The 25388-nt window shown below is 63.1% G+C and carries 24 protein-coding genes and 2 tRNA genes; 8 read left to right on the forward strand and 18 right to left on the reverse strand.

The window, feature by feature from the left end; translation table 11 throughout:
- Positions 1-14: 14 nt before the first annotated feature.
- Positions 15-1295: a cytochrome-c peroxidase gene (locus LDZ23_RS09365; protein WP_425306899.1), complete on the reverse strand. Its 1281-nt coding sequence runs from the start codon at positions 1293-1295 to the stop codon at positions 15-17.
- A 309-nt stretch (positions 1296-1604) separates the two neighbouring features.
- Between LDZ23_RS09365 and LDZ23_RS09370 the strand changes: the two genes are divergently transcribed.
- A complete protein-coding gene (locus tag LDZ23_RS09370; RefSeq protein WP_244807461.1) occupies positions 1605-3176 on the forward strand; it encodes an acid phosphatase in 1572 nt (523 codons plus the stop codon).
- 69 nt (positions 3177-3245) lie between these two features.
- Here the strand turns inward: LDZ23_RS09370 and LDZ23_RS09375 are convergent, their stop codons facing one another.
- Positions 3246-3947, reverse strand: coding sequence for a GntR family transcriptional regulator (locus LDZ23_RS09375; protein ID WP_244807462.1), 702 nt, complete (start codon positions 3945-3947; stop codon positions 3246-3248).
- A gap of 141 nt (positions 3948-4088) precedes the next feature.
- On the opposite strand from LDZ23_RS09375, the gene LDZ23_RS09380 reads away from it, so the two are divergent.
- Positions 4089-5381 carry a cyanate transporter gene (locus LDZ23_RS09380; RefSeq protein ID WP_244807463.1) on the forward strand — a complete coding sequence of 431 codons (1293 nt, stop codon included), beginning with the start codon at positions 4089-4091 and terminating at the stop codon, positions 5379-5381.
- Here LDZ23_RS09380 and LDZ23_RS09385 read toward each other — a convergent pair.
- From LDZ23_RS09385 to LDZ23_RS09395, 3 genes are all read right to left on the reverse strand, one after another.
- Positions 5281-5736, reverse strand: a complete 456-nt coding sequence (locus tag LDZ23_RS09385; protein ID WP_063828766.1) for a response regulator — start codon at positions 5734-5736, stop codon at positions 5281-5283. The genes LDZ23_RS09380 and LDZ23_RS09385 overlap by 101 nt on opposite strands.
- Positions 5737-6022: 286 nt before the next feature.
- Positions 6023-6099 (reverse strand) — tRNA-Arg (locus LDZ23_RS09390).
- Between the two features lie 118 nt (positions 6100-6217).
- Positions 6218-7048 carry an undecaprenyl-diphosphate phosphatase gene (locus LDZ23_RS09395; RefSeq protein ID WP_008342009.1) on the reverse strand — a complete coding sequence of 277 codons (831 nt, stop codon included), beginning with the start codon at positions 7046-7048 and terminating at the stop codon, positions 6218-6220.
- Positions 7049-7618: 570 nt separating this feature from the next.
- Between LDZ23_RS09395 and LDZ23_RS09400 the strand changes: the two genes are divergently transcribed.
- The 3 genes from LDZ23_RS09400 (at position 7619) to LDZ23_RS09410 (ending at position 9674) form a co-directional block, all read left to right on the forward strand.
- Positions 7619-8521, forward strand: a complete 903-nt coding sequence (locus tag LDZ23_RS09400) for an aldose epimerase family protein (RefSeq protein WP_244807464.1) — start codon at positions 7619-7621, stop codon at positions 8519-8521.
- A gap of 111 nt (positions 8522-8632) precedes the next feature.
- Positions 8633-9325 carry a peptidoglycan DD-metalloendopeptidase family protein gene (locus LDZ23_RS09405; protein ID WP_244807465.1) on the forward strand — a complete coding sequence of 231 codons (693 nt, stop codon included), beginning with the start codon at positions 8633-8635 and terminating at the stop codon, positions 9323-9325.
- Between the two features lie 28 nt (positions 9326-9353).
- Complete coding sequence (locus LDZ23_RS09410) at positions 9354-9674, forward strand: hypothetical protein (RefSeq protein WP_008342014.1); 321 nt, start codon at positions 9354-9356, stop codon at positions 9672-9674.
- Positions 9675-9680: 6 nt separating this feature from the next.
- On the opposite strand, the gene LDZ23_RS09415 is transcribed toward LDZ23_RS09410, so the two are convergent.
- The 3 genes from LDZ23_RS09415 to LDZ23_RS09425 all read right to left on the reverse strand — a co-directional run bounded on the left by LDZ23_RS09415 (position 9681) and on the right by LDZ23_RS09425 (position 10407).
- Complete coding sequence (locus LDZ23_RS09415; RefSeq protein WP_244807466.1) at positions 9681-9920, reverse strand: hypothetical protein; 240 nt, start codon at positions 9918-9920, stop codon at positions 9681-9683.
- A gap of 168 nt (positions 9921-10088) precedes the next feature.
- Positions 10089-10259 (reverse strand): hypothetical protein, encoded by a 171-nt coding sequence (locus tag LDZ23_RS09420; RefSeq protein ID WP_167561874.1) that lies wholly within the window; start codon positions 10257-10259, stop codon positions 10089-10091.
- Between the two features lie 71 nt (positions 10260-10330).
- A tRNA-Pro gene (locus LDZ23_RS09425) sits at positions 10331-10407 on the reverse strand.
- A gap of 106 nt (positions 10408-10513) precedes the next feature.
- Between LDZ23_RS09425 and LDZ23_RS09430 the strand changes: the two genes are divergently transcribed.
- Complete coding sequence (locus tag LDZ23_RS09430) at positions 10514-10981, forward strand: SixA phosphatase family protein (RefSeq protein ID WP_034474269.1); 468 nt, start codon at positions 10514-10516, stop codon at positions 10979-10981.
- 121 nt (positions 10982-11102) lie between these two features.
- Positions 11103-11927, forward strand: a complete 825-nt coding sequence (locus tag LDZ23_RS09435) for a GNAT family N-acetyltransferase (RefSeq protein ID WP_008342022.1) — start codon at positions 11103-11105, stop codon at positions 11925-11927.
- Between the two features lie 63 nt (positions 11928-11990).
- Here LDZ23_RS09435 and ppx read toward each other — a convergent pair whose 3' ends face one another.
- Positions 11991-13502 carry an exopolyphosphatase gene (gene ppx / locus LDZ23_RS09440; protein WP_008342024.1) on the reverse strand — a complete coding sequence of 504 codons (1512 nt, stop codon included), beginning with the start codon at positions 13500-13502 and terminating at the stop codon, positions 11991-11993.
- Between the two features lie 253 nt (positions 13503-13755).
- Between ppx and ppk1 the strand changes: the two genes are divergently transcribed.
- The gene (ppk1, locus tag LDZ23_RS09445; RefSeq protein ID WP_008342026.1) at positions 13756-15819 is read left to right on the forward strand and encodes a polyphosphate kinase 1; all 2064 of its coding nucleotides are present in this window, start codon (positions 13756-13758) and stop codon (positions 15817-15819) included.
- A gap of 242 nt (positions 15820-16061) precedes the next feature.
- On the opposite strand, the gene phoR is transcribed toward ppk1, so the two are convergent.
- From phoR to folP, 9 genes are all read right to left on the reverse strand, one after another.
- On the reverse strand, positions 16062-17375 hold the full coding sequence (gene phoR / locus LDZ23_RS09450) for a phosphate regulon sensor histidine kinase PhoR (protein WP_008342027.1): 1314 nt from the start codon (positions 17373-17375) through the stop codon (positions 16062-16064).
- Positions 17376-17438: 63 nt separating this feature from the next.
- Positions 17439-18140 carry a phosphate regulon transcriptional regulator PhoB gene (phoB, locus tag LDZ23_RS09455; RefSeq protein ID WP_008342029.1) on the reverse strand — a complete coding sequence of 234 codons (702 nt, stop codon included), beginning with the start codon at positions 18138-18140 and terminating at the stop codon, positions 17439-17441.
- Between the two features lie 45 nt (positions 18141-18185).
- A complete protein-coding gene (gene phoU / locus LDZ23_RS09460; RefSeq protein WP_008342031.1) occupies positions 18186-18890 on the reverse strand; it encodes a phosphate signaling complex protein PhoU in 705 nt (234 codons plus the stop codon).
- Positions 18891-18928: 38 nt separating this feature from the next.
- A complete protein-coding gene (gene pstB, locus LDZ23_RS09465; protein WP_008342032.1) occupies positions 18929-19789 on the reverse strand; it encodes a phosphate ABC transporter ATP-binding protein PstB in 861 nt (286 codons plus the stop codon).
- Between the two features lie 15 nt (positions 19790-19804).
- Positions 19805-20692 (reverse strand): phosphate ABC transporter permease PstA, encoded by an 888-nt coding sequence (gene pstA / locus LDZ23_RS09470; RefSeq protein ID WP_244807467.1) that lies wholly within the window; start codon positions 20690-20692, stop codon positions 19805-19807.
- Positions 20692-21675 carry a phosphate ABC transporter permease PstC gene (gene pstC, locus LDZ23_RS09475; RefSeq protein ID WP_008342037.1) on the reverse strand — a complete coding sequence of 328 codons (984 nt, stop codon included), beginning with the start codon at positions 21673-21675 and terminating at the stop codon, positions 20692-20694. The genes pstA and pstC overlap by 1 nt, the downstream gene beginning before the upstream one ends.
- 126 nt (positions 21676-21801) lie before the next feature.
- Positions 21802-22833, reverse strand: a complete 1032-nt coding sequence (gene pstS / locus LDZ23_RS09480; RefSeq protein ID WP_008342038.1) for a phosphate ABC transporter substrate-binding protein PstS — start codon at positions 22831-22833, stop codon at positions 21802-21804.
- 221 nt (positions 22834-23054) lie between these two features.
- Positions 23055-24416: a phosphoglucosamine mutase gene (gene glmM, locus LDZ23_RS09485; protein WP_008342040.1), complete on the reverse strand. Its 1362-nt coding sequence runs from the start codon at positions 24414-24416 to the stop codon at positions 23055-23057.
- 113 nt (positions 24417-24529) lie between these two features.
- Complete coding sequence (gene folP / locus LDZ23_RS09490) at positions 24530-25330, reverse strand: dihydropteroate synthase (RefSeq protein WP_244808128.1); 801 nt, start codon at positions 25328-25330, stop codon at positions 24530-24532.
- Between the last annotated feature and the right edge of the window lie 58 nt (positions 25331-25388).

The raw sequence follows: 25388 nt of genomic DNA on the forward strand, positions 1-25388 counted from the left end.
CCGCCCGCGCTGTCTCAGTTTTGCGCGGACTTCATTTCGTTGATGCCGATGCCCTTTTGCGAGTCCTTGTCCCTCGCCGGATCGTAGCCGTCGGTGAGCGTGCCGAGGAACGCGACGACGTCCTTGATCTCGGCTTCGTCGAGCGCGGGTTTGTCGCCTTTCTTGCGATCGAACGGCGGCTCGGTGTTGACGTTCTCCCAGTACTTCTTCGGCAGGTCGTCGAACTTCTGCACGGCGCCGTTCTTCGACACCGGATAGAACTTTTCCGGATTCGTGTCGCGCTCGACATAGAAACGCACCACGTCTTCCAGACGATGATAGATGCCGTTATGGAAGAAGGTCTTGCGCGTCGCGACGTTGCGCAGCGACGGCGTGCGGAAGATCCCGCAATACTCGTCCATGCCCTTCAGGTCGCGACGCTCGGGACCGCATGCGCCGAGATCGTGGAAATTCGGATTCTTGTTGATCGGCAAGGCGCGGTTGCGCGGCACGCCGATCGCGATCAGGCCGAAGTCGCTGAACTGCGGCGGCGAGCCGTCCTTCGCGCGCTGGCTGATGTGGCACGACGCGCAATTGCCCTTGTTCTCGTCGTTGAAGAGTTGCAGGCCGTGCATTTCGGCGTCGTTGAGCTTCGCGCGGCCGGCGAGGAACGCGTCGTACTTGCTCGTGTACGGATAGAACTTGTCGGGCGATTGCTCGAACGCTTCGAGCGATTCCAGCACCGACGCGAACGCCTTGTCGTCGCTTGCGAAGACATCGGCGCCGAACGCGCGGCGGAAATCATCGGCATAGGACGACGCCTTCACCGCCGCGACGACCTTGCCCGGCGTGCTGCCCATTTCGAACGACGACAGAATCGGGATGCGCGCCTGATCCGATCCGCGATCGACGCGGCCGTCCCACGTCAGGCCGCCGGTCGGACCGGCATCGACGCTTTCGTCGCCTTCATCGTCGGAATCGTGGAAGTGACGCGTGAAGGCCGGCACCGACTGCAAGTACCTGAGCGACGGCACCGCGCGAAAGCCCGCCTGATGCATGTCGTTGCCGCCGAGCTGCACGGACAGCGCATTCGGCGGCCCGAACGCATGACTCGGGCTATGGCACGACGCGCACGCGAGCTTGCCCGACCCGGACAGCGACGGATCGAAGAAAAGCTTCTCGCCGAGCGAGGTGATCTGCTTCACATGCGCGAATACTTCCGCGCGCGATTGACCGTGCGGCGCCGTGTTGTCCGCGTTGGCCGCATTCACCGTCCTGGCCGCGACGTTCGCCGCGTGCGAATCGCAGCCGCTCATCGCCGCCGAAAACGCGGCAAGCGCGATGGAACACAGGACGAACGGCAGGCGCATCGAAGACATGGCGTAGGAGGCGGAATCGAAAGATGCCGAAGCGTATGTCGTCTGCGTGTCTTTCATGTGACAAGCCTCGACGCTTTCACATCGAACCATCTACGCGAAATTTATTAAGCAAACATTACGCAAACGAAAGCGTTATTACATGGTTGCGTCAATTTGCGTTGCGACACTGCGCACGCCGGCGAGCAAAGACTCATTCGACGATGAAGCCGCGCCGTGCGCCGGTCCCCAACACAAGAGAGATCCTCAATGAACAAGAAACTCGTTTGCGCGGTGCCGATCGTGGCCACTGCCGCATTCGGCCTCTACGCATGCGGTGGCGACGACCATCACGACAGCAGCGATATTTCTTCGGTGAAGAACGTCGTCGTGATCTACGCGGAAAATCGCAGCTTCGACAATCTGTACGGGCATTTCCCCGGCGCGAACGGCCTGCAGAACGTAACGGCGGCGAGCGCGCAGCAGCTCGACCGCGACGGCAGCGTTCTGCCGACATTGCCGACGATCTGGACCGGCCTGACGGCGACGGGCGTGACGCCCGCGATCACCGCGGCGATGACGACGAATCTGCCGAACGCGCCCTTCGCCATCGACGATCCGAAGGGCTTCAACATTCAGCTCAACGTCACGACGCGCGATCTGTATCACCGCTTCTACGAGAATCAGATGCAGATCGACGGCGGCAAGAACGACAAGTTCGCCGCGTGGGGCGATTCGGGCGCGCTCGTGATGGGTCACTACGACACGCCGCCGGACAAGCTGCCCCTCTACAAGATCGCGCAGCAATACACGCTCGCGGACAACTTCTTCATGGGCGCGTTCGGCGGCTCGTTCCTGAATCACCAGTGGCTCGTCTGCGCCTGCACGCCGATCTATCCGAACGCGGACAAGAGCGTCGCGTCCGGCTCGATTTCGGCCGTGAATGCCGATGGCGTGTCGCTGAAGCTCAAGACGAATCCGCCGCCTTCGGCGCTCACCGGCTCGGCGGACGCGCAGTTCGTGAACTCGGGCACGCTCACGCCCGACTTCTACGCCGTCAACACGATGCAGCCGCCGTATCAGCCGAGCGGCAACCCGGCGCCCGCGGGCGTCGATCCGGCGCTCGGCGATGCGACCAAGGCCAACACGCTGCCGCCGCAGACGCAGCAGCACATCGGCGATCTGCTGAACAGCGCGGGCGTGAGTTGGGCGTGGTACGGCGGCTCGTGGGCGGCGGCGCTCGCGAACCGCTCGGTCATCAACGGCGCGGTCAACGTCGTGCCTGACTTCCAGACGCATCATCAGCCGTTCAACTACTTCGCCGATCTCGCGCCCGGTACGGCGAACCGCGCGCAACACTTGCTCGACGGCGGCACGAACGGTTCGGAGTTCATCAAGGCGATCGACGCGGGCACGCTGCCGCAAGTCGCGTTCTACAAGCCGCAGGGCAACCTGAACGAGCACGCCGGTTACACGGACGTCGCGCAGGGCGACCAGCACATCGCCGATCTGATCTCGCATTTGCAGAAGAGCCCGCAGTGGAAGAACATGGTCGTCGTCGTGACGTACGACGAAAACGGCGGCTTCTGGGATCACGTCGCGCCGCCGAAGGGCGATCGCTGGGGTCCGGGCACGCGCATTCCGGCGCTCATCATTTCGCCGTACGCGAAGAAGGGCTTCGTCGATCACACGCAGTACGACACCACGTCGATCCTTCGCTTCATCACGAAGCGCTTCAACCTGCCGACGCTGCCGGGCCTCGCCTCGCGCGACGCCGCGCTGGTGGCGAACGGCGCGCCGAAGATGGGCGATCTGACCAACGCGCTCGACTTCTCGCAGTAAGCATCGCGCGCACGCAACAATGACAGGGCCGCGGCTTTCGAAGCCGCGGCCCTTTCTTTTTGCCGACGATCACGCGAGCGCGAAGATCGTCGCCAGATCGCTCGTGCGCGACGCGCCCGCTTGCGCGAGAACGCGCGCTTCCAGTTCGTCGATGTGCGTACGCATCGCAGTTAGCGCGGCATCGAGATCGCCCTGTTCGAGGGCGTCGATGAGTTGCGCGTGTTCATCGGATGAGCAGTTCGACAGCTTCGATGGATCGAAAAGCGCCTTGTAGAGCTCGGTCTTCGCGACGAGCCTCGCGAGAAACGCCTCCACTTCCGGCGCGCCCGCGAATTCCGCGAGGAGCACATGAAAGTGGCCCGCGAGACGCACGCATTCCGCGACGCTCCCCGCTTTCAGCGCGCGCTGTTCGGCCTTGACGTGAGCGCGCAACGCACGCAACGCCTTCACGCTCAACGCGCCGCACAGCGATGCGACGATGCCCGCCTCCACCACTTGCCGCGCGCGATAAACCTCGCGGATGTCGTCGACGGTCGGCGACGGCACGAACGCGCCGCGATTCGCTTCGAGCGTGAGCTTGCCTTCCGCGCCGAGGCGCGCGAGCACCTTGCGGATCGTGCCGCGCGTGCACTCGAAGGCTGCGGCGAGCTCGCGCTCGACGAGCTGCGCGCCGGGCGCGAGCTTGCCCTGCAAAAGCGCGGACGCGATTGCCGCGTAGACGCGCTCGTCCGCGGAAATGTCCTTCGATGAAGTGTCCTTGCGTGATGCCATGATGCCCGCCGTGCTTGCGATGAATCGCATTGTAGCGAGCGCGCACCGCCGCGTACGAATGCGCCCTATTCGCTCCGTCGTGTTTTTGGTTGACCAAAAATAGATAGAATGGTCAACCATTTCGCTCCGAGGAACCGTCACATGAAAGCATCGAACGTCGCGTGGCTCGCGGTGATCGTCGCGATCGGCCTGAATCTGCGGCCGCTGCTCACGTCCGTCAGTCCGCTGATGGGCGTGATCTTGCACGCGACAGGACTGTCGTTTCGCGGGGCGTCGATGCTGACCGGCTTGCCCGTCGTCGCGATGGGCGCGTGCGCGTTCGGCGCGAGCGCGCTGTCACGCTCGGTCGGCAATGCGCGCGGCGTGGCGCTCGGGCTCATCGCGATCGTCGCGGCGTGCGCGGCGCGCCTCGTCGCGGGGAACGCGGTGGCGCTCGTCGCGAGCGCGGCCATCGCGGGCACGGGCGTCGCCGTCATTCAGGCGCTCTTGCCGGGCGTGATGAAGACGCGCTTTCCCGCGCGCCTGCCCTTCGCGATGGGCCTCTATTCCGCATCGATCATGGCGGGCGGCGGGCTCGGCGCGAGCATCACGCCGGCGGTCGCATCGCGCGTGACGTGGCAGGCTGGACTCGCGTTCTGGGCTGTTCCGGCGCTGATGGCGCTCGCGGCGTGGATGATGCTGATGCGCGCCGATGCGTTGCCGCGCGTTGCATCGACGGGCCGCGCGAAGCCCGCGCCGTCGCTCTTTCTCAATCGTCGCGCGTGGACGCTCGGGATTTTCTTCGGGCTCGTCAATGGCGGCTATACGAGCCTCGTCGCGTGGATGCCCGCGTATTACCAGCAACTCGGCCGCGGCGTGACCGAAAGCGGCGCGCTGCTGGCGATGCTCACGGCGTTCCAGGCGTCGTCCGCGCTGCTGTTGCCGATGGCGGCGGCGCGTTTCGGACGCGGCAGGGATCGTCGTCCGTGGATCGCGCTCGGCCTCGCCGCGCAGCTCGCGGGGTTCGCGCTGTTGCTAGTGGCGCCGCTTGCCGCGCCGCTCGCCGTCGTCGCGTTGCTCGGCGCGGGCCTTGGCGGTGTGTTCGCCCTTTCGCTCGTGCTGACGCTCGATCACGCCGACGATCCCGCGTTGGCCGCGCGGCTCGTCGCGTTCGTGCAGGGCGTGGGGTTCGTGATCGCGGCGATTGCGCCGGTCGTCGCGGGCATCGTGCGCGACGTGAGCGGCGGCTTCTCGATGTCGTGGATGATGCTCGCCGCGAGCCTCGTCGCGATGATCGCGCTCGACGTCGTGTTCGGCCCGCGCGGGTACGCGCGCGCGATGCGGTCCGCGCGGGTCAGCGAACCGCGTGACAGGCGAAGAACTCGTCGAGCAGATCGGTCATCTGCCATACGGGACACGGACGGCGGCAATGGCCGTCGTAGCCCGCCTCCTTGAGATGCGCGATCGGCTCTTCGGGCAGAAAACCGCTCATCGCGATGATGAGGCGAGTGGCGTCGTCATCGGCTTCGCGCAGCGCCCGCACCAGCGCGTAGTTGCCGGAACCTCCGATGCGCGTATCGAGAAAAAGCACATGCGGACGCCATTGCTCGACGATGTTTCTGGCCGATGACACATCCGCCGCAAGCTGCGCCGGAAAGCCCTTCAGCTCGAACAGCGACGCAAGCGACGCGCCGAGCACGCGTTCCGGCAGCGCGAGCAGCACGCGGCGCGATTCCGGTTGCAGGCGCAGCTTCTTGCGATTCCATAGCGAGCATTGCGCCGGGCTGGTTTCGTATGCTCGATTGTTCAAGTCACCCTCTTTCGACGATGCGGTACGCACCGTCACCGTTGTGGCGCACCGCGCGCCACGATGACGCATCGGCGCACCGTCGATGGGCGGCACGTCTGCTTGTACGAGATGGTTAAATTTGTGAAGCGTTGTGTGGCGCGGAGTTGCGGGGATCGGGCGCGCACGCGGGGGAAGGACGGGCAGGAAGCGGGCCAGGCGATGGCGCCTCGCTGCTTGCTTTGCGCGGAGCGCAAAGCAAAAAGCCCAGCCGAAGGAAGACTGGGCTTTTGCCTGTGTGCAGGCCGTTTGGCCCGCCCTACACGACTCGAACGTGTGACCTACGGCTTAGAAGGCCGTTGCTCTATCCAGCTGAGCTAAGGGCGGAGAACCGGAGCGCGCGGCGGAAGCAACGCGAGTAAGACGCGAGACAACCGCGAAAACCGCCGCGAATCAGAGGAGATCGCGATTTTACCTCATTCGCCGCTGCCCTTGTCCCGGCTCGTCACATCGGCTGCGGATGCATCATGAACCAGCCGAGGAAGAAGATTCCCGCGATCACGCAATACACGCCGAACGACGCAAGCTTGCCGTGGCCTTCGAAGTAGCGCATCAGGAAGCGCACGCTCAGATACGCCGCGATGCCCGTCAGCACCCCGCCCAGCACCGAATCGGCGAGTTGTCCCGGCGCGTGAAAGAGCTTCGGCAATTCGAGCACGCCCGCCGCGAAGATGATCGGCGTGCCGAGCAGGAACGAGAATTCCGCCGCCGCTTCAGCCGTGAGACCCGCGCCCACGCCCGCGATCATCGTCAGGCCGCTGCGCGAAAAGCCCGGAATCAGCGCGCCGATCTGCGCGAGCCCGACCAGAAACGCCTGCCTGAACGTGAGCTTTTCCGGCGCCCGCGTCGCGCGGCTTCGCTGCAGACGGTCACCGAGCCACAGCAGCACGCCGTTGACGATCAGCGCCGCCGCGACGATCCGCAGATCGTGAAAGATGGCCTCGAGCCGCTTCTCGAGCAGCAAGCCGACGATGCCCGTCGGAATCGTGCCGATGATGAGCGCCCACATCATGTGCCCATCGTCGTTCTTGCGTCCGCCGAGCGACGCGAAGAAGCCGCGGATCAGCGCGATCCAGCGTTCACGGAAATACCAGAGCAGCGCGACGGCCGTGCCCAGATGCAGCGCGACGAGAAACGGCAGCAGTTGCGGCGCGTGCTTGTCGATGTGCATGCCGATCAGGCCGGGAACGAGGAGCGTGTGCCCGAGGCTGCTGACAGGAAAGAGCTCGGTTACGCCCTGGAGCACGCTTAAGAAAACGAGAAACCACAAAGTCACGCGTCGGTCCTTTTTCGGGGAAGGTGGAGGACGCGCCGTGCAGTTCCATTCCTCGCGTCACGCGAAGCCAAAGATGCCGGACAGGGAATGTGGAACAGGAAGGATGAGTCGATACGGCGCGCAAACGGGACCGATTATGCCGTCGGCTAAATCGAGCGCCAAGCGCTTACCGCACACAAATTGCGCCGACAGTCAATCGTCGGCAAAACGAAGCATTATCGAAAGTCGATGACAGGCAATACGAAAGCGAGCGCGCCTCCGAACGGGACGCGGACTCGCAATTCGGCGATCGCCCGTCAGGCCTTCAGCTTGTAGAGGAAAAGCGCCGTGCTTGCCCCGAAGAGCCCGAACATCGCGACGCCCATTGCCATCGCCAGATCCATGGTTACTCCTTGTCCGTCTGATTCCCAACACAGGGAGCATATAACAACATATTGCATAAGCCTTGCTTAGTCGCAATTTCCCGCAAAGGGTTTTTCCGGACAGAATTCCAAGGCAGAATCGTCGGGTTAAGCCGCGTCGCTCAGGAGCGTGCGCGGCGTCTCGCCATCCAACGGAGCGCCTGCCATCATGTCACCGGAATCCGACATCATCGAAATCGAGCGCGACGGCGCCGCCATCCAGCTCGCGCCGCACGCGGGCGGACGGCTCATGACCTGGCGCGTCGGCGGCAAGCCCGTCGTGCACTGGCCCGACGCCGCCGACTGGTCCAATCCCGCGAAGATCCGCGGCGGCAATCCGCTGCTCTTTCCGTTTCTCGGACGGCATTTAGTCGATGGCGAAATCGGCAAGTGGCGCGATCCGGAAGGCATCGTGCATGCGCTGCCGACGCACGGCTTCGCGCGCAACCTGCCCTTTTCCCACACGCGCGACGCTGACGGCCACGGCCTGCGCATGACGCTCGTCGACAGCGACGCCACCCGCGACGGCTATCCGTTCGCGTTCCGCTTCGAGGCGGCGTACCGCATCGTCGACGGCCATACGCTCGAAGTCGAGCTGACGACGTCGAATCCGGGCGAGGTCGCGCTGCCCTACTACGCCGGGCATCACTTCTATTTTCATCTGCCGCACGGCCAGCGCGGCGAGAGCAGCGTCGCGCTGCCGCATACCGAACGGCGCCGTCAGCTTCCGGACGGCTCGATCACCGAAGCCGAGCCCGGCCTGCCGCGTTATTCGCTCGCCGATCCGGGCATCGTCGATACGTTTCATTGCCTCACGCGGCAGTCCGACGAACCGGTGCTGTTGAATCTGCCGGGCCTGAAGCGCACGATCGCCTTCGAGTTGCAGCAGCCCGATTCCGTGCCGTGGTACGCGGTCACGACCTGGACCGAATCCGACGCATCGGACTTCTACTGCGTCGAACCGTGGATCGGCCTGCCCGATGCCATCCACAACGGGCGCGGCCTGCGCTGGCTCGCGCCGGGCAAGACGGAGACGGCTTCGCTGCGGCTCGTCGTCGGCGAGCAGGCGTAGGCGAAGCGGCGTCATTCTGTCCGGGGAAACCCGAGACGGTAAAATCCTGCCTTTCGATTCGCCGCGCGGCTGTGCTCGCACTGCTCGCGGCGATGCTTTGCGAGGTCAGGTTTGCAAAAAACAATTCGACGGCTCGTCTGCGCATCGCTCATCGCAGTGTTGGCCGCTTGTGGAACGGGGCCGGTCGCGCCGGGTTTCTATCGTGTAGAGCGTGGAGACACGGTTTCCAAAATCGCGCGCGAGAATCGCACGACGATCGCGAACATCAAGCGCTGGAACGGGCTCGCGAATCCTGACGCCATCGAGGTCGGACAGGTGCTGCGCATCGCGCCGCCTGCGGGCAGCGCGAGCACCGCGGATTCATCGGGTGCGGCGGCAACGGGCAGCGCGAAGAGCGAAGCCGGCGCGCAGGCGTCCTCGCAGAGCAAGGCCGGACCGGGCGTCACGCTCGTGTGGCCGGCGCAGGGCAGCGTCGTTCGCAGCTTCGACGGCAAGAACTCGAAGGGCATCGACATCGCCAATGCGGCGGGCACGCCCGTCGTCGCCGCCGCGAGCGGCAATGTCGTCTACGCCGGCAACGGTCTGCGCGGCTACGGCAACATGCTGATCGTCAAGCATGACGACGATTATCTGACCGCCTACGCCCACAATCGCGTGCTTCTGGTGAAGGAAGGCCAGACCGTGCAGCAGGGCCAGCAAATCGCCGAAATGGGCGACACCGACAGCAATCGCACCATGCTGCATTTCGAAGTGCGCTACATGGGCCGCTCGACGGACCCGGCGCGCTATCTGCCGCCGCGCTGACAGCCGGCGGCCGCTTTAAGGAAGATCGATGAGATTGACGATGAGGATCAACACCGCCGCGCTCGGCGCGGCTCTCGCGCTCACCGGCGCACTGGCCGGCTGCGCGAGCGGCCCGACGATGACCTATCTGCCTTCGGGCGACACGGGCTTCGCGATCAACTGCAGCGGCGGCGACGCGGCGACGAGCTGGGCGGCCTGCTACAAGCAGGCGGGTGAAACGTGCGGCGCGTACGGTTACGACGTGATTTCGAAGGATGCCGACAACGGCGCGACCGCAGGCGGCACGGTGGGCGGAATCTTCGGCGCGAACATCAAGAACCGTTCGATGGTGATCCGCTGCAAGCAGTAACGCCCGTCAGCGGTCTTTCGGCGCCCACGTGCGCCAATGCCCCGACAACGGATCGATATGCGCGGCAAACGCCACGAGCGAAGCGACGGCGAGCGGCGCGACAGCAGCAAAAATCCAGAGCAGATCCATGACAGATACATTTTGCAACAAGTTCGGGCGATGATACCCGAGCAGCAAATGTTTCGTTGGATCAATCCCGCCGATATCGCCGAAACGGGAAGAGTTACGCATTACGGTTTCTTGCATCCCTGCACGAGGCGCCTTGCATCCCGTTACGCACGGAAACAAGCGCAAACAGCCGTGACGCGCTCGAATTCCTAGACTGGCGGCAGCCCGTGCCGTATCTCCGCGCGAACGGTTGGCGCGGGTCAGAAGCCCCGGTGCGCCCGCATCGGGGCTTCGTCTTTGCGGGGCTTACTGAGGCTTGGCAGGATCGGAGATCATCGACGGCGGCGTCATGTCCGTCGGCACGCCCTTGTAGTCGGGCGGATCTTTCGGTTCGTGCTTTTGATGGCCAGACTCCGCACAGGCGGCGAGACCGAGCGTGAAGAAAACGGCGCAAGCGAAGGCGGAAACAGCGCGCATTGAGACTCCTGGAAGAGCGTAGAAAAGACAAAGGGGTTACAAGCCGTAACTTGTAACCCCTTCGTGTATCGTGGTCGGAGCGAAAGGATTCGAACCTTCGACCCTCTGATCCCAAATCAGATGCGCTACCAGGCTGCGCTACGCTCCGACGAGCCGCAGATTGTAGCGTGCCTGACCCGCGTCCGCAATGCCGAACTCAGGCACGCAACTTTCTGCTGCATCCGAAAGCGAACCTCATCATCCGGAGACAATCGATGAACCTCATTCTCTGGCGACACGCCGAAGCAGAAGATCAGGCGTCGAGCGATCTCGCGCGGCAGCTCACGCCGCGCGGGCGCAAACAGGCGCAAGGCATCGCGAAGTGGCTGAAGGCGCGCATCGACGATGACGCCGTGCTGCTCGCCAGTCCCGCGACGCGCACGATCCAGACGGCCGAAGCCTTCGGCGACCGCTATCGCGTCGTCGACGCGCTCGCGCCCGGCAACGGCGCGCAGGCCGTGCTCGATGCGGCGGGCTGGCCGGACGGCATTGCGGAGACGGTCGTCGTCATCGGGCATCAGCCGACGCTCGGCCGGGTGGCCGCGCTCCTCATGACGGGCCACGAAGCGGATTGGTCGATCAAGAAGTCGGGCATCTGGTGGCTCCAGTCGCGCACGCGCGGCGGCGACGGGCAAAGCGTGCTGCGCGCGGTCATCAATCCGGACCTGCTTCAGGCGTCGTAAGCTCGCATTCATGCGGATGTCGTTTCATCGAAACGTCATTGCGATGCCATGCGAGCGTCACCGTGCATTACTACATTGGCGAGGACTTGAAGCCACAGCAACGTCCTGTCGAGGAACGCCAATGCAAGAACTGCCGACGCCTTTCCTGCAACTCGGAGCGTCATCGCTCTCGCTCGATTCGCGCCGCCACCTTCCGCGCACGTCGGAAACGAACACGGGCCGCGAGCGCCTGCAAGTCGCGTGGGCGCGCGACGACGACGCCCTGCGCGACGCGCAGCGCCTGCGCTTTCGCGTGTTCTCGGAGGAAATGGGCGCGCGTCTGTCCGGCCCCGCAGGGCTCGACGTCGACGCCTTCGACGCCTATTGCGATCACCTGCTCGTGCGCGATCTCGACACGCTGCAGGTCGTGGGCACGTATCGCGTGCTGCCGCCGCATCAGGCGGCGCGCATCGGGCGTCTCTACGCTGAAAGCGAATTCGACGTGTCGCGCCTCACGCACCTGCGCCCGAAGCTCGTCGAAGTAGGACGCTCGTGCGTGCATCCGGACTATCGCAACGGCGCGGTGATCATGTCGCTGTGGGGCGGCCTCGCCGCGTACATGATGCAAAACGGCTATGAGACGATGCTCGGCTGCGCGAGCGTCGGCATGATCGACGGCGGTCATTACGCCGCGAATCTCTACACGTCGCTACCCGCCGATGCGCTCACCGCCCCTGAGTACCGCGCGTTCCCGCACACGCCGCTGCCCGTCGAGGAGTTGCGCACCGGCGCGAACGTGAGCCCGCCGCCGCTCGTGAAGGGTTATCTGCGGCTCGGCGCGAGGATTTGCGGCGCGCCGGCATGGGATCCGGATTTCAACACCGCCGACTTCCTCACGCTCTTCCGTCTGTCCGATATCAACGCTCGTTACGCGCGGCATTTCATCGGCGACATGCAGGGACGTTGAAGCCCTGAAACGCAAAAGGCCCCGTTGGCTCGACGGGGCCTTCTCTTTCTCACGACGCGAAAATCAGTCGCCCGTGTATACCACGCGATACGGCCGCCCGATCTTCTCCCATTCCATCGCTTCCTGAACGAGGCTGTAGTCGGTGAGCGGATTGTTCGCCACCCACTCGTTCGGCAGATGCACTTCGAAACCGCCACTCGCCTGCCTCACTTCGATGCCGGGCAGCCCGACATCCGTGCGCCGGCGCGACAGCAGCGCGGCGAGCCGCAGGCAAAACAGCAGCGTCCATTCGACGTCGCGCGCCTGCGCGAGCTTGCCGAGCTTGCCGGCGTGGCCGAGCACGAGCGCGGCGAGACGCGCCTGATCGGTGCGGGAAAACCCCGGCATGTCGGCGTTGCTCGCGATATACGCCGAATGCTTGTGATACGCACTGTGCGCGATCGACAGTCCGATCTCGTGCAGCGACGCGGCCCACGCGAGGAACATGCGGTTCTCCTCGCGCACGTCTTCGTCGGGTTCGCCGAGCTGGTCGTAGAAGCTGATCGCCAGTTCGCCGATGCGCTCCGCCTGCGCGGCATCGACGCCATAACGGCGCTTGAAGCCTTCGACCGTCACCGTCCGCATGTCCTGATGCTGCGAGCGTCCGAGCAGGTCGTAGAGCACGCCGAGGCGCAGCGCGGCATCGGTCGTATCGGCATAGTCGATGCCCAGTTCCTCGAACACGCCGAGCATGATCGACAGCCCGCCCGCCAGCACCGGCACGCGATCGGGCTTCAACGCGACGAGCTTCAGCCGGTTCACGTTCTCGGCCTTGATGAGCGCGCGCTTGAGCTTCTCCAGCCCGCCGCGCGAGATGCCGTGCGTGATGCCTTCGTCGTTGAAGCCGTTCGCCTCGATCAGTTCCGCGAGCGCGCGCGCCGTGCCCGACGAGCCGATGGCCTGATCCCAGCCGGTGCCCTTGTATTCGCTCGAAATGATCTGGATCTCGCGTTTGGCGGCGAGTTCGGCCTGCCGCATCGTGTATTCGTCGACGTTGCCGGCCGGGAAAAACTGGCGGCTATGGCTCACGCAGCCGATATAGAGGCTTTCCATGTGGATCGGCGTGTAATGCGATCCGATGATGAATTCCGTCGAGCCGCCGCCGATATCGACCACGAGCCGCTTGCCCGCGCTCGCCGGCACCGAATGCGCGGCGCCCGCGTAGATGAGGCGCGCTTCCTCGCGCCCGGCGATGACTTCGATCGGAAACCCGAGCGCGGCTTCCGCCTCGGCGAGAAAGTCGGGCGCGTTTTTCGCGACGCGCAGCGTGTTGGTGGCGACGGCGCGCACCTGGTCGGGATGGAAATCGCGCAGACGTTCGCCGAAGCGCTTCAGCGCGTCCCAGCCGCGCACCTGCGATGCGCGGTCGAGCATCTTGTCCTTCGAGAGGCCGCCGCCGAGGCGTACGGGCTCGCGCAGCGCGTCGACCTGATAGATCTGGCTGCCGGCGGGCGTTTCCTCGACCCGTCCGACGATCAACCGGAAACTGTTCGATCCGAGGTCGACCGCGGCAAGTAGATGGGGATGTGTGACCATCGGATATCCAGAAATCGTGAAGTGGGGGGAAGCACTGTCACAGCGGCGCTGCTGCAGCGCACGAATTCTATTCTATGCCGGGCTGGCGAGCGGGCCTTGCCGTCCCGTTCGGAACCGCGCGTTTGCGCTGGCAACGCTATCCGCAATGTGAGTAGAATTTGTGACATCCGTTATGTCATAAAAAATACATCATACTGTGAGAGCATCCGAGAGTTCCCTTGCCCATCTGATCGAGACACCTTCCCTCCCTCCGATGTCCATACGCTATCCGCTCTTCAACCGCGAACTGGGCATATTAGGTTTCAACGAGCGCGTCCTCGCGCAAGCCGCCGATACGACGGTTCCCCTGTTGGAACGCCTGCGTTTCATCTGCATCACCAGCAGCAATCTCGACGAATTCTTCGAAGTCCGTATGGCGGGTCTGCAAGAGCAGATGCGCGACAACCCCGGCTCGCTCTCGCCGGATGGCATGTCGCTGCAGCACGTCTACGACCTCGTCTCCGAGCGCGCGCAACGGCTCGTGCGCCAGCAATATTCGATGCTGCATGACATCGTGCTGCCCGCGCTCGAAATGGAAGGCATCTATTTTCACGGCGCGGAGGACTGGACGGAACAGCAGACCGGATGGGCGCGCGACTACTTCTACAACGAACTGCTCCCCGTCCTGACGCCTATCGGGCTCGATCCCGCGCATCCGTTTCCGCGCGTGCTGAACAAGAGCCTGAACTTCGTCGTCGAGCTGGAAGGCACCGATGCCTTCGGCCGTCAGGCGATGATGGGCATCGTGCAGGCACCGCGCGCGCTGCCGCGGCTCGTTCGCATGCCCGAAGCGCTGTCGGGCTATCCGCATGGTTTCGTGCTGCTGAGCTCGTTCATGCAGCACTTCGTGAACGAGCTGTTTCCGCATCTCGTCGTGCGCAGTTGCAATCAGTTTCGCATCACGCGCAACAGCGAGCTTTTCGTCGATGAGGACGAAATCACCAATCTGCGCGTCGCGCTGCAGGGCGAATTGCCGGCGCGGCATCTGGGCAACGCGGTGCGTCTCGAAGTGTCGGCGGAAACGCCGCCGCATCTCGTGCGGCGTCTGCTCGACGAAGGTCAGCTGAGCGAACGCGATCTGTATCGCGTGAACGGGCCGGTGAATCTCGTGCGGCTCATGCAGTTGCCCGAGATGGTCGATCGACCCGATCTCAAGTTCGTGCCGCATATTCCGTCGGTGCCGAAGGCGATCGTGAACACGTCGAATCTTTTCGATGCGATCGATCAGGGCGATATCCTTTTGCATCATCCGTACGAGAGTTTTCAGCCGGTGCTGGAGCTGCTGCTTCAGGCCGCGAAGGATCCGCAGGTCGTCGCGATCAAACAGACGATTTATCGCACGGGCACCGATTCGCCGCTCATGGATGCGCTGATGCAGGCCGCGCGCAATGGCAAGGAAGTGACGGTCGTCGTGGAACTGCTCGCGCGCTTCGATGAAGAGACGAACATCAATTGGGCGTCGCAGCTCGAAGCGGTTGGCGCGCATGTGGTGTATGGCGTCGTCGGCCATAAGTGCCACGCGAAGATGATGCTGATCGTGCGGCGCGTGTCGCAAGGCGGCAAGTTCGTGTTGAAGCGTTATGCCCATTTGGGCACGGGCAACTATCATCCGCGCACGGCGCGTCTTTATACCGACTTCGGTCTGATGACTTCCGATCAGGAAATGTGCGAGGACGTGCATCACGTCTTTCAGCAACTGACGGGCATTGGCGGAGAGATTCCGCTGCATCAGTTATGGCAATCGCCTTTCACGCTGCATGCGAAGCTGATCGATGCGATCCGCGCCGAGGCCGAGCATGCGCGGGCGGGACGGCGTGCGCGCATCGTCGCGAAGATGAATGCTCTGCTCGAGCCTACGGTTATTGCCGCGCTTTACGAGGCTTCGCATGCGGGCGTGAAGATCGATCTGATCGTGCGCGGGGTTTGTTCGTTGAAGCCCGGCGTCGAGGATCTTTCGGAGAACATTACGGTTCGGTCAGTCGTCGGGCGCTTTCTCGAGCATCATCGGATTTTTTACTTCTATGCGAATGGCAGGGAAGATGTGTTTTTGTCGAGCGCTGACTGGATGGATCGCAACTTCTTTCGTCGTGTGGAAGTGGCGTTTCCGATTCGCGATAGGCGGTTAAAGCGGCGGGTTATTGCTGAAGGGTTATCGGTTTGTCTTGGCGATAATCAATCGGCTTGGGTCATGCAGAGCGATGGGCATTATCGGAAGCGCCGTCCGGGTAAGTCTATTCGCAACGCGCAGTTAGGGTTGCTGGCTAAGTTTTGTTCTTGATGTTTTTTGCCCTTTTTCGTGCGTGTTTTCTTCTTCGCTGGATTCGGTATTCGCGTCGGGCTTTGTGCTTGTTCGCTTCCGCTTTCGTGGAATCCTGCGTTCGTGTCGGTCTATTAGCACTGCCGCCCCGCACAGGGGCAACGCTAATAGACCGACGCGAAAACAGGATTCCACGAAAGCGGAAGCAAACAAGCACAAGACCGACACGACAACGGGATCCGGCGACAATCACCAGAACCCACTCAAGCCGCAAGCGACTTCCTAAACGCTGTCCGCGACCCTGGAAACCTCACGATAAACATACTCCCCTTCCCCACTTCGCTTTTAACGTCGAGCTCTGCACCGTGCCGTTGCAGCACATGCTTGACGATGGCAAGCCCAAGCCCTGTCCCCCCCGTATCCCGCGACCGGCTCCGATCCACTCGATAAAACCGCTCCGTCAAACGCGGAATATGCTCCGCAGGAATCCCGAGCCCCGTATCCCGCACCGTGAAAACCGCACGATCCTTCATGCGCTGCCACGTCACCTCGATGGTCCCGCCATCAGGCGTATAACGCACGGCGTTGGTCACGAGATTGCCGAGCGCACTCATCACTTCGGTCTCGACGCCCGCAACCGTCAGCGCATCGTCGCTATGAAACGTGATGCGATGGCGCCCGTTCGACAGATTGTTCGCGTCGTCTTCCAAATGACGCAGCACGGCGCGCATATCCAGCAGTTCATCGCCAGGCGGCCGCATGTCGCCTTCGAGATTCGCGAGCACGAGCAGATCGCGCACGATGTTCTGCATGCGCGACGCCTGCTGCTCCATCATGTCGAGATAACGCATGCGATCGGCTTCATCGAGCGGCAACTCACGCATGGTTTCGAGAAAGCCGGATAGCACGGTAAGCGGCGTCTTCAACTCATGCGAGACATTGGCGACGAAATCGCGGCGCATCGAATCCGTGCGCTCCAGTTCGGTAATGTCCTGCGTCAGAAGCAGCTTGCGATTGTCGCCGTACGGAAACACCTGCACCGAAACCGTGTATTTGCGATTCACGCCCATGCCGCGCATCACGAGCATCTCTTCGTAGTGGTGCGCGTTCAGATAGCGGACGAAATCGGGATTGCGCACGAGATGCGTGATGTGCTGGCGCAAGTCGCGCTTCGCATCGAGACCGAAGTGCTTCTCGGCGATGTCGTTACACCACTCGATCTGATCGTGATCGTCGAGCATCGCGACGCCGTTCGGTGACGCCTGGATCGCCTGAATGAAGCGCGCATGCTGTTGCTCGACCTGACGCACTTGCGCGTGCCAGCGCTTCGCGAGCTTGTGCAGGCGATAGTAGATCTCGCCCCAGATGCCGAGCGCGCTCGGCACCTCGCCGTAGACCGGCGCTTCGAGCAGACGCCAGAGGCGCTGCATGTGATACGTGACGAAGAAGCCCTGCACGACGAGCATGAGCACCGCGAAGGCAAGCGCGATGCGCAAGCCCGCGAATGCGCCGATCGCGGCGCAGAGCGCGGCGAGCAGCGCGAGGGACACGATCGCACGCGTCCAGATGATGTTCATGTTGTCGGTGAGTCTGAGTGACGTTGATGCGGCAAGTTAAAGCGGATAACGTTGAAGCAGAACTCAGGCGCTCTTCGCAAGCCGGTATCCGCTGCCACGCACCGTTTCGATCATAGCATCGCAACCCGCCGGCTTGAGCGCAGCACGCAGACGCTTGATATGCACATCGACCGTGCGCTCTTCGACGAACACGTGATCGCCCCACACCTGATCCAGCAATTGCGTGCGGCTGTGCACGCGCTCAGGATGCGTCATGAAAAAGTGCAGCAGGCGAAATTCCGTCGGACCGAGATCGAGCTTGATGTCGTTGCCCGAATGACTCGCCGCCACGCGATGCGTCGCCGGATCGAGACGCAGCCCGTTGATCGCGACGACGTCTTCGGTCAACTGCGGCGCGCGCCGGCGCAACACCGCCTTGATGCGCGCCATCAGTTCCTTCGGCGAGAACGGCTTCGTGACGTAATCGTCCGCGCCGATTTCGAGGCCGAGCACCTTGTCCTGCTCGTCGCCGCGCGCTGTCAGCATGATGATCGGAATGTGCTTCGTGCGCTCGTTGTTGCGCAGCTCTCGCGCGAACGCGATGCCCGACTTGCCCGGCAACATCCAGTCGAGCAACACGAGATCGGGCAGCACGTCGCTGATCAGGTTTTGCGCCTGTTCCGCGTTATACGCACGAATCGGGCAATGTCCCGCATGTTGAAGGTTCACCGAAATCAGTTCGGAGATCGCGGGTTCGTCTTCGACGACGAGGATACTGCTGGGCATCGGCACCTCTTGACCTTTTGCTTGAAATGAAACGATTGCGCGCGATTAACTCAGCGCCTCACGTTCGAGCTGATCGCGCGAAATATGCCGCACGTCGGTGCCCTTGACGATGTAGATGATGAACTCAGCGATGTTCTTCGCGTGATCGCCGATGCGCTCCACCGCTTTCGCGATGAACAGATAATCGAGGCCCGCCGAAATCGTGCGCGGATCTTCCATCATGTACGTCACGAGCTTGCGCACGAAGGCGCGGAATTCCTCGTCGATGGCCTTGTCGTCGCGCACGATCTGCGCGGCGGCAACCGTGTCGAGACGCGCGAACGCATCGAGCGCGCGGCGCAGGATCGATACCGCCATTTCGCCCGACAGCTTGATCTCGGCGATGTTCACCGTGCGGCCCGCGCCGTCTTCGTTGATGCGCTTCACGCGCTTGGCGATCTTCTCCGCTTCGTCGCCGGCGCGTTCGAGATTCGTGATCGTCTTCGAGATCGCCATCAACAGACGCAAGTCACGCGCAGCCGGCTGACGGCGCGCGATGATGTTGCTGCACTCTTCGTCGATCTCCACTTCCATCATGTTCAGACGCGCTTCGGCCGCGATCACCTGATCCGCGATGCCGATGTCGAATTCGTTCAGCGCCTGCATCGCCGCGATGATCTGCGACTCGACCAGACCGCCCATTTCCAGCACTTTCGACGACACCGCGTTGAGATCGGCGTCGAACTGGCTCGAAAGATGTTTATCGGACATATATGCTCCTTAAGCCTTCTGTTTCACCTGGCTGACGATCAGCCGAAGCGGCCCGTGATGTAGTCTTCCGTTTCCTTGCGGGCCGGCTTGATGAAGATCTTTTCGGTGTCGCCGAACTCGATCAATTCACCGAGATACATATAGGCAGTGTAGTCCGAACAACGCGCCGCCTGCTGCATGTTGTGCGTGACGATGACGACCGTGTAATCGCTTTTCAGTTCGGCGATCAGCTCTTCGATACGGCCCGTCGAAATCGGGTCGAGCGCCGAGCAAGGTTCGTCCAGCAGCAGCACTTCCGGACGAATCGCGATGCCGCGCGCGATGCACAGACGCTGCTGCTGGCCACCCGACAGACCGTAGCCGCTTTGCTGCAACTTGTCCTTTACTTCGGTCCAGAGCGCGGCTTTCGTGAGCGCCCATTCGACGCGGTCATCCATTTCCGAGCGCGACAGTTGCTCGAACATCTTCACGCCGAACGCGATGTTGTCGTAGATCGACATCGGGAACGGCGTCGGCTTCTGGAACACCATGCCCACGCGCGCGCGCAGGAGCGAAATATCCTTCGTCGTGTCGAGCAGATTCGTGCCGTCCATCAGGATTTCGCCTTCGGCGCGCTGCTCCGGATAAAGCGCATACATCTTGTTGAACGTGCGCAGAAGCGTGGACTTGCCGCAGCCCGACGGACCGATGAACGCCGTCACTTTCTTCTCGGGAATGCGCAGGTTGATGTTCTTCAGCGCGTGATACTTGTTGTAGAAGAAGTTGAGGTTGTTCACCTCGATCTTCGGCTTGATGGAATCGGCAGGCTGCGAACTGTGCGTCGGGCGCACGCTGCCCGGCACCGGGCCGCGCTCGATCTGCTTTTCCTGGTGGTTGACACCGCTTTCGACCATGTTCATGGAATCACTCCACCCTTATTTCTTCGAGAAGATCGCGCGCGCCAGGATATTCAGACCCAGCACGCCGAGCGTAATCAGGAACACACCGGCCCACGCGAGCGATTGCCACTGCGGGAACGGACTCATCGCGAACTTGTAGATCGTCACCGGCAGATTGGCCACCGGCTGGTTCATGTCCCACGAGAAAAATTGATTCGACAGCGCCGTGAAAAGCAGCGGCGCGGTTTCGCCGGCGATACGCGCGACCGCCAGCAACACGCCCGTCACGATGCCGCCCACCGACGCCTTCAGCGTGATCGACATCACCATCTTCCACTTGGGCGTACCGAGTGCGAACGCGGCTTCGCGCAATGCGTTCGGCACGAGCTTCAGCATGTTTTCCGTCGTGCGGATCACGATCGGAATCTGCAGCAGCGCCAACGCGATCACGCCGGCCCAGCCCGAGAAGCGGCCCATCTTCGCGACGACGATCGCATACACGAAGAGACCGACGACGATCGAAGGCGCCGACAGCAAGATGTCGTTGATGAAGCGCGTGACGCTCGCGAGCCAGCGCTTCTGGCCGTACTCCGCGAGGTAGACGCCCGCGAGAATGCCGAGCGGCGTGCCGACGAACGTTGCGAGCACGACGAGCATCAGCGAGCCGACGATCGCGTTGGCGAGACCGCCGCCATCGGTGTTCGGCGGCGGCGTCGATTGCGTGAACAGATCGACCGACAACCCGCCGATGCCGAGCCTGAGCGTCGTGAAGAGAATCCACACGAGCCAGATGAGGCCGAAGGCCATCGCGGCGAGCGAGAGCGTCAGCGCAACCGCGTTCGTGCCGCGGCGGCGGCGCTGCAGCTTCTGACGCGTGGCTTCCACGCGGCTCGAATCCTGGTTGAACGTAACGGGACGGCTCATTATTTACGGCCCTCCCCGCGTTCCATGCGCAGAAGCATCAGCTTCGAGAGCGCGAGCACGAAGAACGTGATGACGAAAAGAATCAGACCGAGCTCCATCAACGCCGACGTATGCAGGCCCGGACTCGCTTCCGCGAATTCGTTCGCGAGCGCCGAGGTGATGCTGTTGCCGGGCGAGAAGAGCGACACGTTGTCGAGCAGGTTCGTATTGCCGATGACGAACGTCACAGCCATCGTCTCGCCGAGCGCGCGGCCGAGGCCGAGCATGACGCCGCCGATCACGCCGGCGCGCGTATAGGGCAGCACGATCTTCCACATGACTTCCCACGTCGTGCAGCCGATGCCGTATGCCGATTCCTTCAGCAGCACGGGCGTTACTTCGAACACGTCGCGCATCACGGATGCGATGTACGGAATGATCATGATCGCGAGAATCACGCCGGCGCACAGAATGCCGATGCCGATCGGCGCGCCTTGAAAGAAGATGCCGATCAGGGGCACGTCGCCGAGCAGCTTGCCGAGGGGCTTTTCGAAGTATTGCGCGAAGATCGGCGCGAACACGAGCAGGCCCCACATGCCGTAGACGATCGACGGAATCGCCGCGAGAAGTTCGATCGCGACGCCGAGCGGACGGCGCAGCCACGCGGGCGACAGTTCGGTCAGAAAGAGCGCGATGCCGAAGCTCACCGGCACCGCGATGATGAGCGCGATGATCGACGTCGCAATCGTGCCGTAGATCGGCACGAGCGCCCCGAACGAGTCGCTGGGCGGATCCCATTCCGAACGCCAGAGGAACGAGAGGCCGAATTTCTGAATGGTCGGCATCGACGCGATGATCAGCGAAACGATGATGCCGCCGAGCAGGAGCAGCGTGATGACAGCCGCAAGCCGCGTCACGCCGCCGAAAATGATGTCGCCGATGCGGCTCGGCGCGCGCTGCGTATGCGCCGCCGGCACCGCCGACGATAGGTTGATGTCCGACATGGGAGCCTTGGTTTCGCTACGTGTCAGACCGCGCGGCGAACGTTGGCTCGCCGCGCGGCTTCCTTGCTGCGTTGCTGTCCCGCGAATCAGAAGCTTAGGACAGTTTCAAACGACTGCTTGCTTCCCTTATTCCGCGACCGCCTTGCCCGATGCGTCCTTGACCTTCGCCTTCCATTGCGTCTTGATTTCGGCGACGACCGAATCCGGCAGCGAGATATAGTCGAGATCGTTCGCAGCCTGGCCGCCGTTCTTGAACGCCCAGTCGAAGAATTTCAGCGTTTCCGTGCCCTGCGCCGGCTTCTCTTGCGTCGCGTGCAGCAGCACGAAGGTCGCGCCGACGATCGGCCATGCGTTCTTGCCCGGCTCGTCCGTCAGGATCTGATAGAACGACTTCGACCAGTCCGCGCCCGCTGCCGCTGCCTTGAACGTGTCGGTCTTCGGCTCGACGACCGTGCCGGCCGAATTCTTCATGCCGACGTAGGTCATCTTGTTCTGCTTCGCGTACGCCCATTCGACGTAGCCGATCGCGCCCGGCAGACGCTGCACGAATGCCGCGACGCCGTCGTTGCCCTTGCCGCCCGTGCCCGTCGGCCAGTTGACCGTCGAACCTTCGCCGACCTTCGACTTCCACTCGGTGTTCACCTTCGACAGATAGTTCGTCCAGATGAAGCTCGTGCCGGAGCCGTCGGCGCGGCGCACGACCGCGATGTCCGTATCCGGCAGCTTGACCTTCGGGTTCAGCGCGGCGATTTCCGGGTCGTTCCACTTCTTGATCTTGCCGAGGTAGATGTCGCCGAGCACCTGGCCCGATAGCGTCACTTCGCCAGCCTTCACGCCCGGCACGTTGATGACCGGCACCACGCCGCCGACGACCGTCGGGAACTGGAACAGGCCGTTCTTCGCGAGTTCGTCGTCTTTCAACGGAGCGTCCGAGCCCGCGAAATCCACGGTCTTCGCGATGATTTGCTTGATACCGCCCGACGAGCCGATGCCTTGGTAGTTCACCTTGCCGCCGCCCGTTTTCTGGTAGGCGTCCGCCCACTTCGTGTAGATCGGCGCTGCAAAGGTGGAACCCGCGCCGGTGATGTCGGCTGCTTGAGCGGAGATGGCGAACACTGCACCAATCAGGCCGGCCAGCGCGGTTTGCATCAATTTCATTCTTAATCTCCAGTAGTGAGCGTGTGTCGCGTGAGCGTGTAGACGACACCGCGCAATATAGGAGGAGTCTGTGACAGTAATATGACTAATCGTGAAGCCAGGATGTCAATGCGCTTACGCGCTGAAAGTTTGATCACAGCCGATCCGTCAAGCCGGTGGCGCAAATAAAAAAACGGGCCGAAGCCCGCTTTTAGCGAAACGCGATGAACTTCAGTGAACGCCTACGAAGTCGCGTCCTTTACGACCTGCGCAATCGTTTCCGCGTATCGAACCGCGTCCTGTTGCGCCGATGCTTCCACCATCACGCGCAAGACCGGTTCGGTTCCCGACGCGCGAATCAAGACGCGGCCGTGCGATTGGAGGGATTGCTCGGCTTGCTCGACCGCGCGGCGAATCGCGGCGCTGCCTTTCCAGTCCGCGCCCGCGCTCATCCGCACGTTGATGAGCTTTTGCGGGAACAGGCTGACGCCGCGAAGCAGATCGGCGAGCGACTTGCCGCTGCGCTGGATCGCTGCTAGCACGAGGAGCGCCGAGACGATGCCGTCGCCGGTCGAGTGACGGTCCAGCGAAAGAATGTGGCCCGAGCCTTCCGCGCCCAGCAGCCAGCCGTTCTCGCGCAATTTTTCGAGGACGTAGCGGTCGCCGACCGCTGCGCGCACGAACTGCACGCCCGCCTCCTTCAGCGCCACCTCGACGGCCATGTTGGTCATCAGCGTGCCGACTGCGCCTTCCACCTTGCCATCGGTCGCGATGCGATCCTTGACCAGCACGTAGAGCAATTCGTCGCCGTTATAGAGACGGCCGGACGAATCGACGACCTGCAGACGGTCCGCGTCGCCGTCGAGCGCGATGCCAATATCCGCCTTGTGCTCGACCACCGCGCGCACGAGCGCGTCCGGGGCGGTCGCGCCGACGCCGTCGTTGATGTTGAAGCCGTTCGGCGACACGCCGATCGACACGACTTCCGCGCCGAGTTCATGGAAAACGTGCGGCGCGACGTCATATGCGGCGCCGTGCGCGCAATCGACGACGAGCTTCAGACCGCGCAAGTCGAAACTCGCGGGAAAGGTGCTCTTGCAGAATTCGATGTAGCGTCCGCCTGCATCATCCAGACGTCGGGCTTTACCGAGGCGCTCGGAAGGCGCGCATTCCATCGGCTGCTCGAGCTGGCGCTCGATTTCCAGTTCGACTTCGTCGGGCAGCTTGTTGCCGTCGGCCGAGAAAAATTTGATGCCGTTGTCGTCGTACGGATTGTGCGACGCGCTGATCACGACGCCCGCCGACAGCCGCAGTGCCCGCGTCAGATAGGCGACGCCAGGCGTCGGCATCGGGCCGGCCAGCATCACGTCGACACCCGCCGCCGAAAAGCCGGATTCCAGCGCGGCTTCGAGCATGTAGCCCGACACGCGCGTGTCCTTGCCGATCAATACCGTCGGACGATTGCCCTTCTTTTGCTGTGCGCGGTCGGCGCCCGCAAGCACCTTTCCGGCCGCGTAGCCGAGCTTGAGTACGAAATCCGGCGTGATCGGCGCGACGCCTACGCGGCCGCGGATGCCGTCGGTTCCAAAATATTGACGTGCCATTGTTGCTTGACCCTCCTCGCGACCGTTCGGCGCATCGTATCGGTCCACGATTTTAGTTAATGAGTTCTATCGGCGCGCGCCTGCGCCCAAATTGCTGATGAATGAGGCCAGTGTCAATAATGCCCATTCCCGGCAGCATTCTTTGTTGCCTGCCAGACTTTCAGCGCATCGACGGTTTCGGCGACATCGTGGACGCGGATGATGGCCGCGCCCCGCTCTGCCGCGCACACCGCCGCGGCGACGCTTGCCGCGAGCCGCTCGCCCGCGCCGCGTCCGGTGACGGCGCCAAGCATCGACTTGCGCGACATGCCCGCGAGCAACGGAAAGTTCGTCCCGGCGGGCGACGTGTCCGTGAGATGCGCGAGCAACGCGTAATTATGCTCGACCGTCTTGCCGAAGCCGTAACCCGGATCGAGACTGATGCGCTCTGTCGCAATGCCCGCGCGCCCGAGCGCGGCGACGCGCTCCGCGAAGAACGCGCGCACGTCGGCGACGACGTCTTCGTACACCGGCTCGTGAAGCTGCATCGTGCGCGGCTCGCCGAGCATGTGCATCACGCAAAGTCCGCAGTTGCTGCCCTTAACGGCGTCGATCACGCCGTCCTGACGCAAGCCCCAGATGTCGTTGATCATGTCCGCGCCGGCGTCGAGCGCGGCGCGCATCACGGCTGGTTTGTACGTGTCGACGGAAAGCGGCACTCGAACGGCGCGCAATGCCTCGACTATCGGGACCACGCGCTCGAGTTCCTCGTCGAGCGGCACGGGCGGCGCGCCGGGACGCGTGGATTCACCGCCGATATCGATCATGTCGGCGCCGTCGGCGAGCATCTGCTCCGCGCGAGCCAGTGCGGCGTCGCGCGAAATGAAGCGGCCGCCATCGGAGAACGAGTCCGGCGTAACGTTGAGAATGCCCATGACGAGCGGGCGGTCGAAGGTCAGCGTGAAGCGTCCGCATTGGAGCGGCGCGGCTGAA

The organism is Caballeronia zhejiangensis, assembly GCF_022879815.1.
Lineage (GTDB): Bacteria > Pseudomonadota > Gammaproteobacteria > Burkholderiales > Burkholderiaceae > Caballeronia > Caballeronia zhejiangensis.

Coding starts and splice junctions, on each gene's coding strand:
- LDZ23_RS09365 (WP_425306899.1), bottom strand. CDS start 1,295: ATGAGCGGCTGCGATTCGCACGCGGCGAACGTCGCGGCCAGGACGGTG.
- LDZ23_RS09370 (WP_244807461.1), top strand. CDS start 1,605: ATGAACAAGAAACTCGTTTGCGCGGTGCCGATCGTGGCCACTGCCGCA.
- LDZ23_RS09375 (WP_244807462.1), bottom strand. CDS start 3,947: ATGGCATCACGCAAGGACACTTCATCGAAGGACATTTCCGCGGACGAG.
- LDZ23_RS09380 (WP_244807463.1), top strand. CDS start 4,089: ATGAAAGCATCGAACGTCGCGTGGCTCGCGGTGATCGTCGCGATCGGC.
- LDZ23_RS09400 (WP_244807464.1), top strand. CDS start 7,619: ATGTCACCGGAATCCGACATCATCGAAATCGAGCGCGACGGCGCCGCC.
- LDZ23_RS09410 (WP_008342014.1), top strand. CDS start 9,354: ATGAGATTGACGATGAGGATCAACACCGCCGCGCTCGGCGCGGCTCTC.
- LDZ23_RS09415 (WP_244807466.1), bottom strand. CDS start 9,920: ATGCAAGAAACCGTAATGCGTAACTCTTCCCGTTTCGGCGATATCGGC.
- LDZ23_RS09420 (WP_167561874.1), bottom strand. CDS start 10,259: ATGCGCGCTGTTTCCGCCTTCGCTTGCGCCGTTTTCTTCACGCTCGGT.
- LDZ23_RS09430 (WP_034474269.1), top strand. CDS start 10,514: ATGAACCTCATTCTCTGGCGACACGCCGAAGCAGAAGATCAGGCGTCG.
- LDZ23_RS09435 (WP_008342022.1), top strand. CDS start 11,103: ATGCAAGAACTGCCGACGCCTTTCCTGCAACTCGGAGCGTCATCGCTC.
- ppx (WP_008342024.1), bottom strand. CDS start 13,502: ATGGTCACACATCCCCATCTACTTGCCGCGGTCGACCTCGGATCGAAC.
- ppk1 (WP_008342026.1), top strand. CDS start 13,756: ATGTCCATACGCTATCCGCTCTTCAACCGCGAACTGGGCATATTAGGT.
- phoR (WP_008342027.1), bottom strand. CDS start 17,375: ATGAACATCATCTGGACGCGTGCGATCGTGTCCCTCGCGCTGCTCGCC.
- phoB (WP_008342029.1), bottom strand. CDS start 18,140: ATGCCCAGCAGTATCCTCGTCGTCGAAGACGAACCCGCGATCTCCGAA.
- phoU (WP_008342031.1), bottom strand. CDS start 18,890: ATGTCCGATAAACATCTTTCGAGCCAGTTCGACGCCGATCTCAACGCG.
- pstB (WP_008342032.1), bottom strand. CDS start 19,789: ATGAACATGGTCGAAAGCGGTGTCAACCACCAGGAAAAGCAGATCGAG.
- pstA (WP_244807467.1), bottom strand. CDS start 20,692: ATGAGCCGTCCCGTTACGTTCAACCAGGATTCGAGCCGCGTGGAAGCC.
- pstC (WP_008342037.1), bottom strand. CDS start 21,675: ATGTCGGACATCAACCTATCGTCGGCGGTGCCGGCGGCGCATACGCAG.
- pstS (WP_008342038.1), bottom strand. CDS start 22,833: ATGAAATTGATGCAAACCGCGCTGGCCGGCCTGATTGGTGCAGTGTTC.
- glmM (WP_008342040.1), bottom strand. CDS start 24,416: ATGGCACGTCAATATTTTGGAACCGACGGCATCCGCGGCCGCGTAGGC.
- folP (WP_244808128.1), bottom strand. CDS start 25,330: ATGGGCATTCTCAACGTTACGCCGGACTCGTTCTCCGATGGCGGCCGC.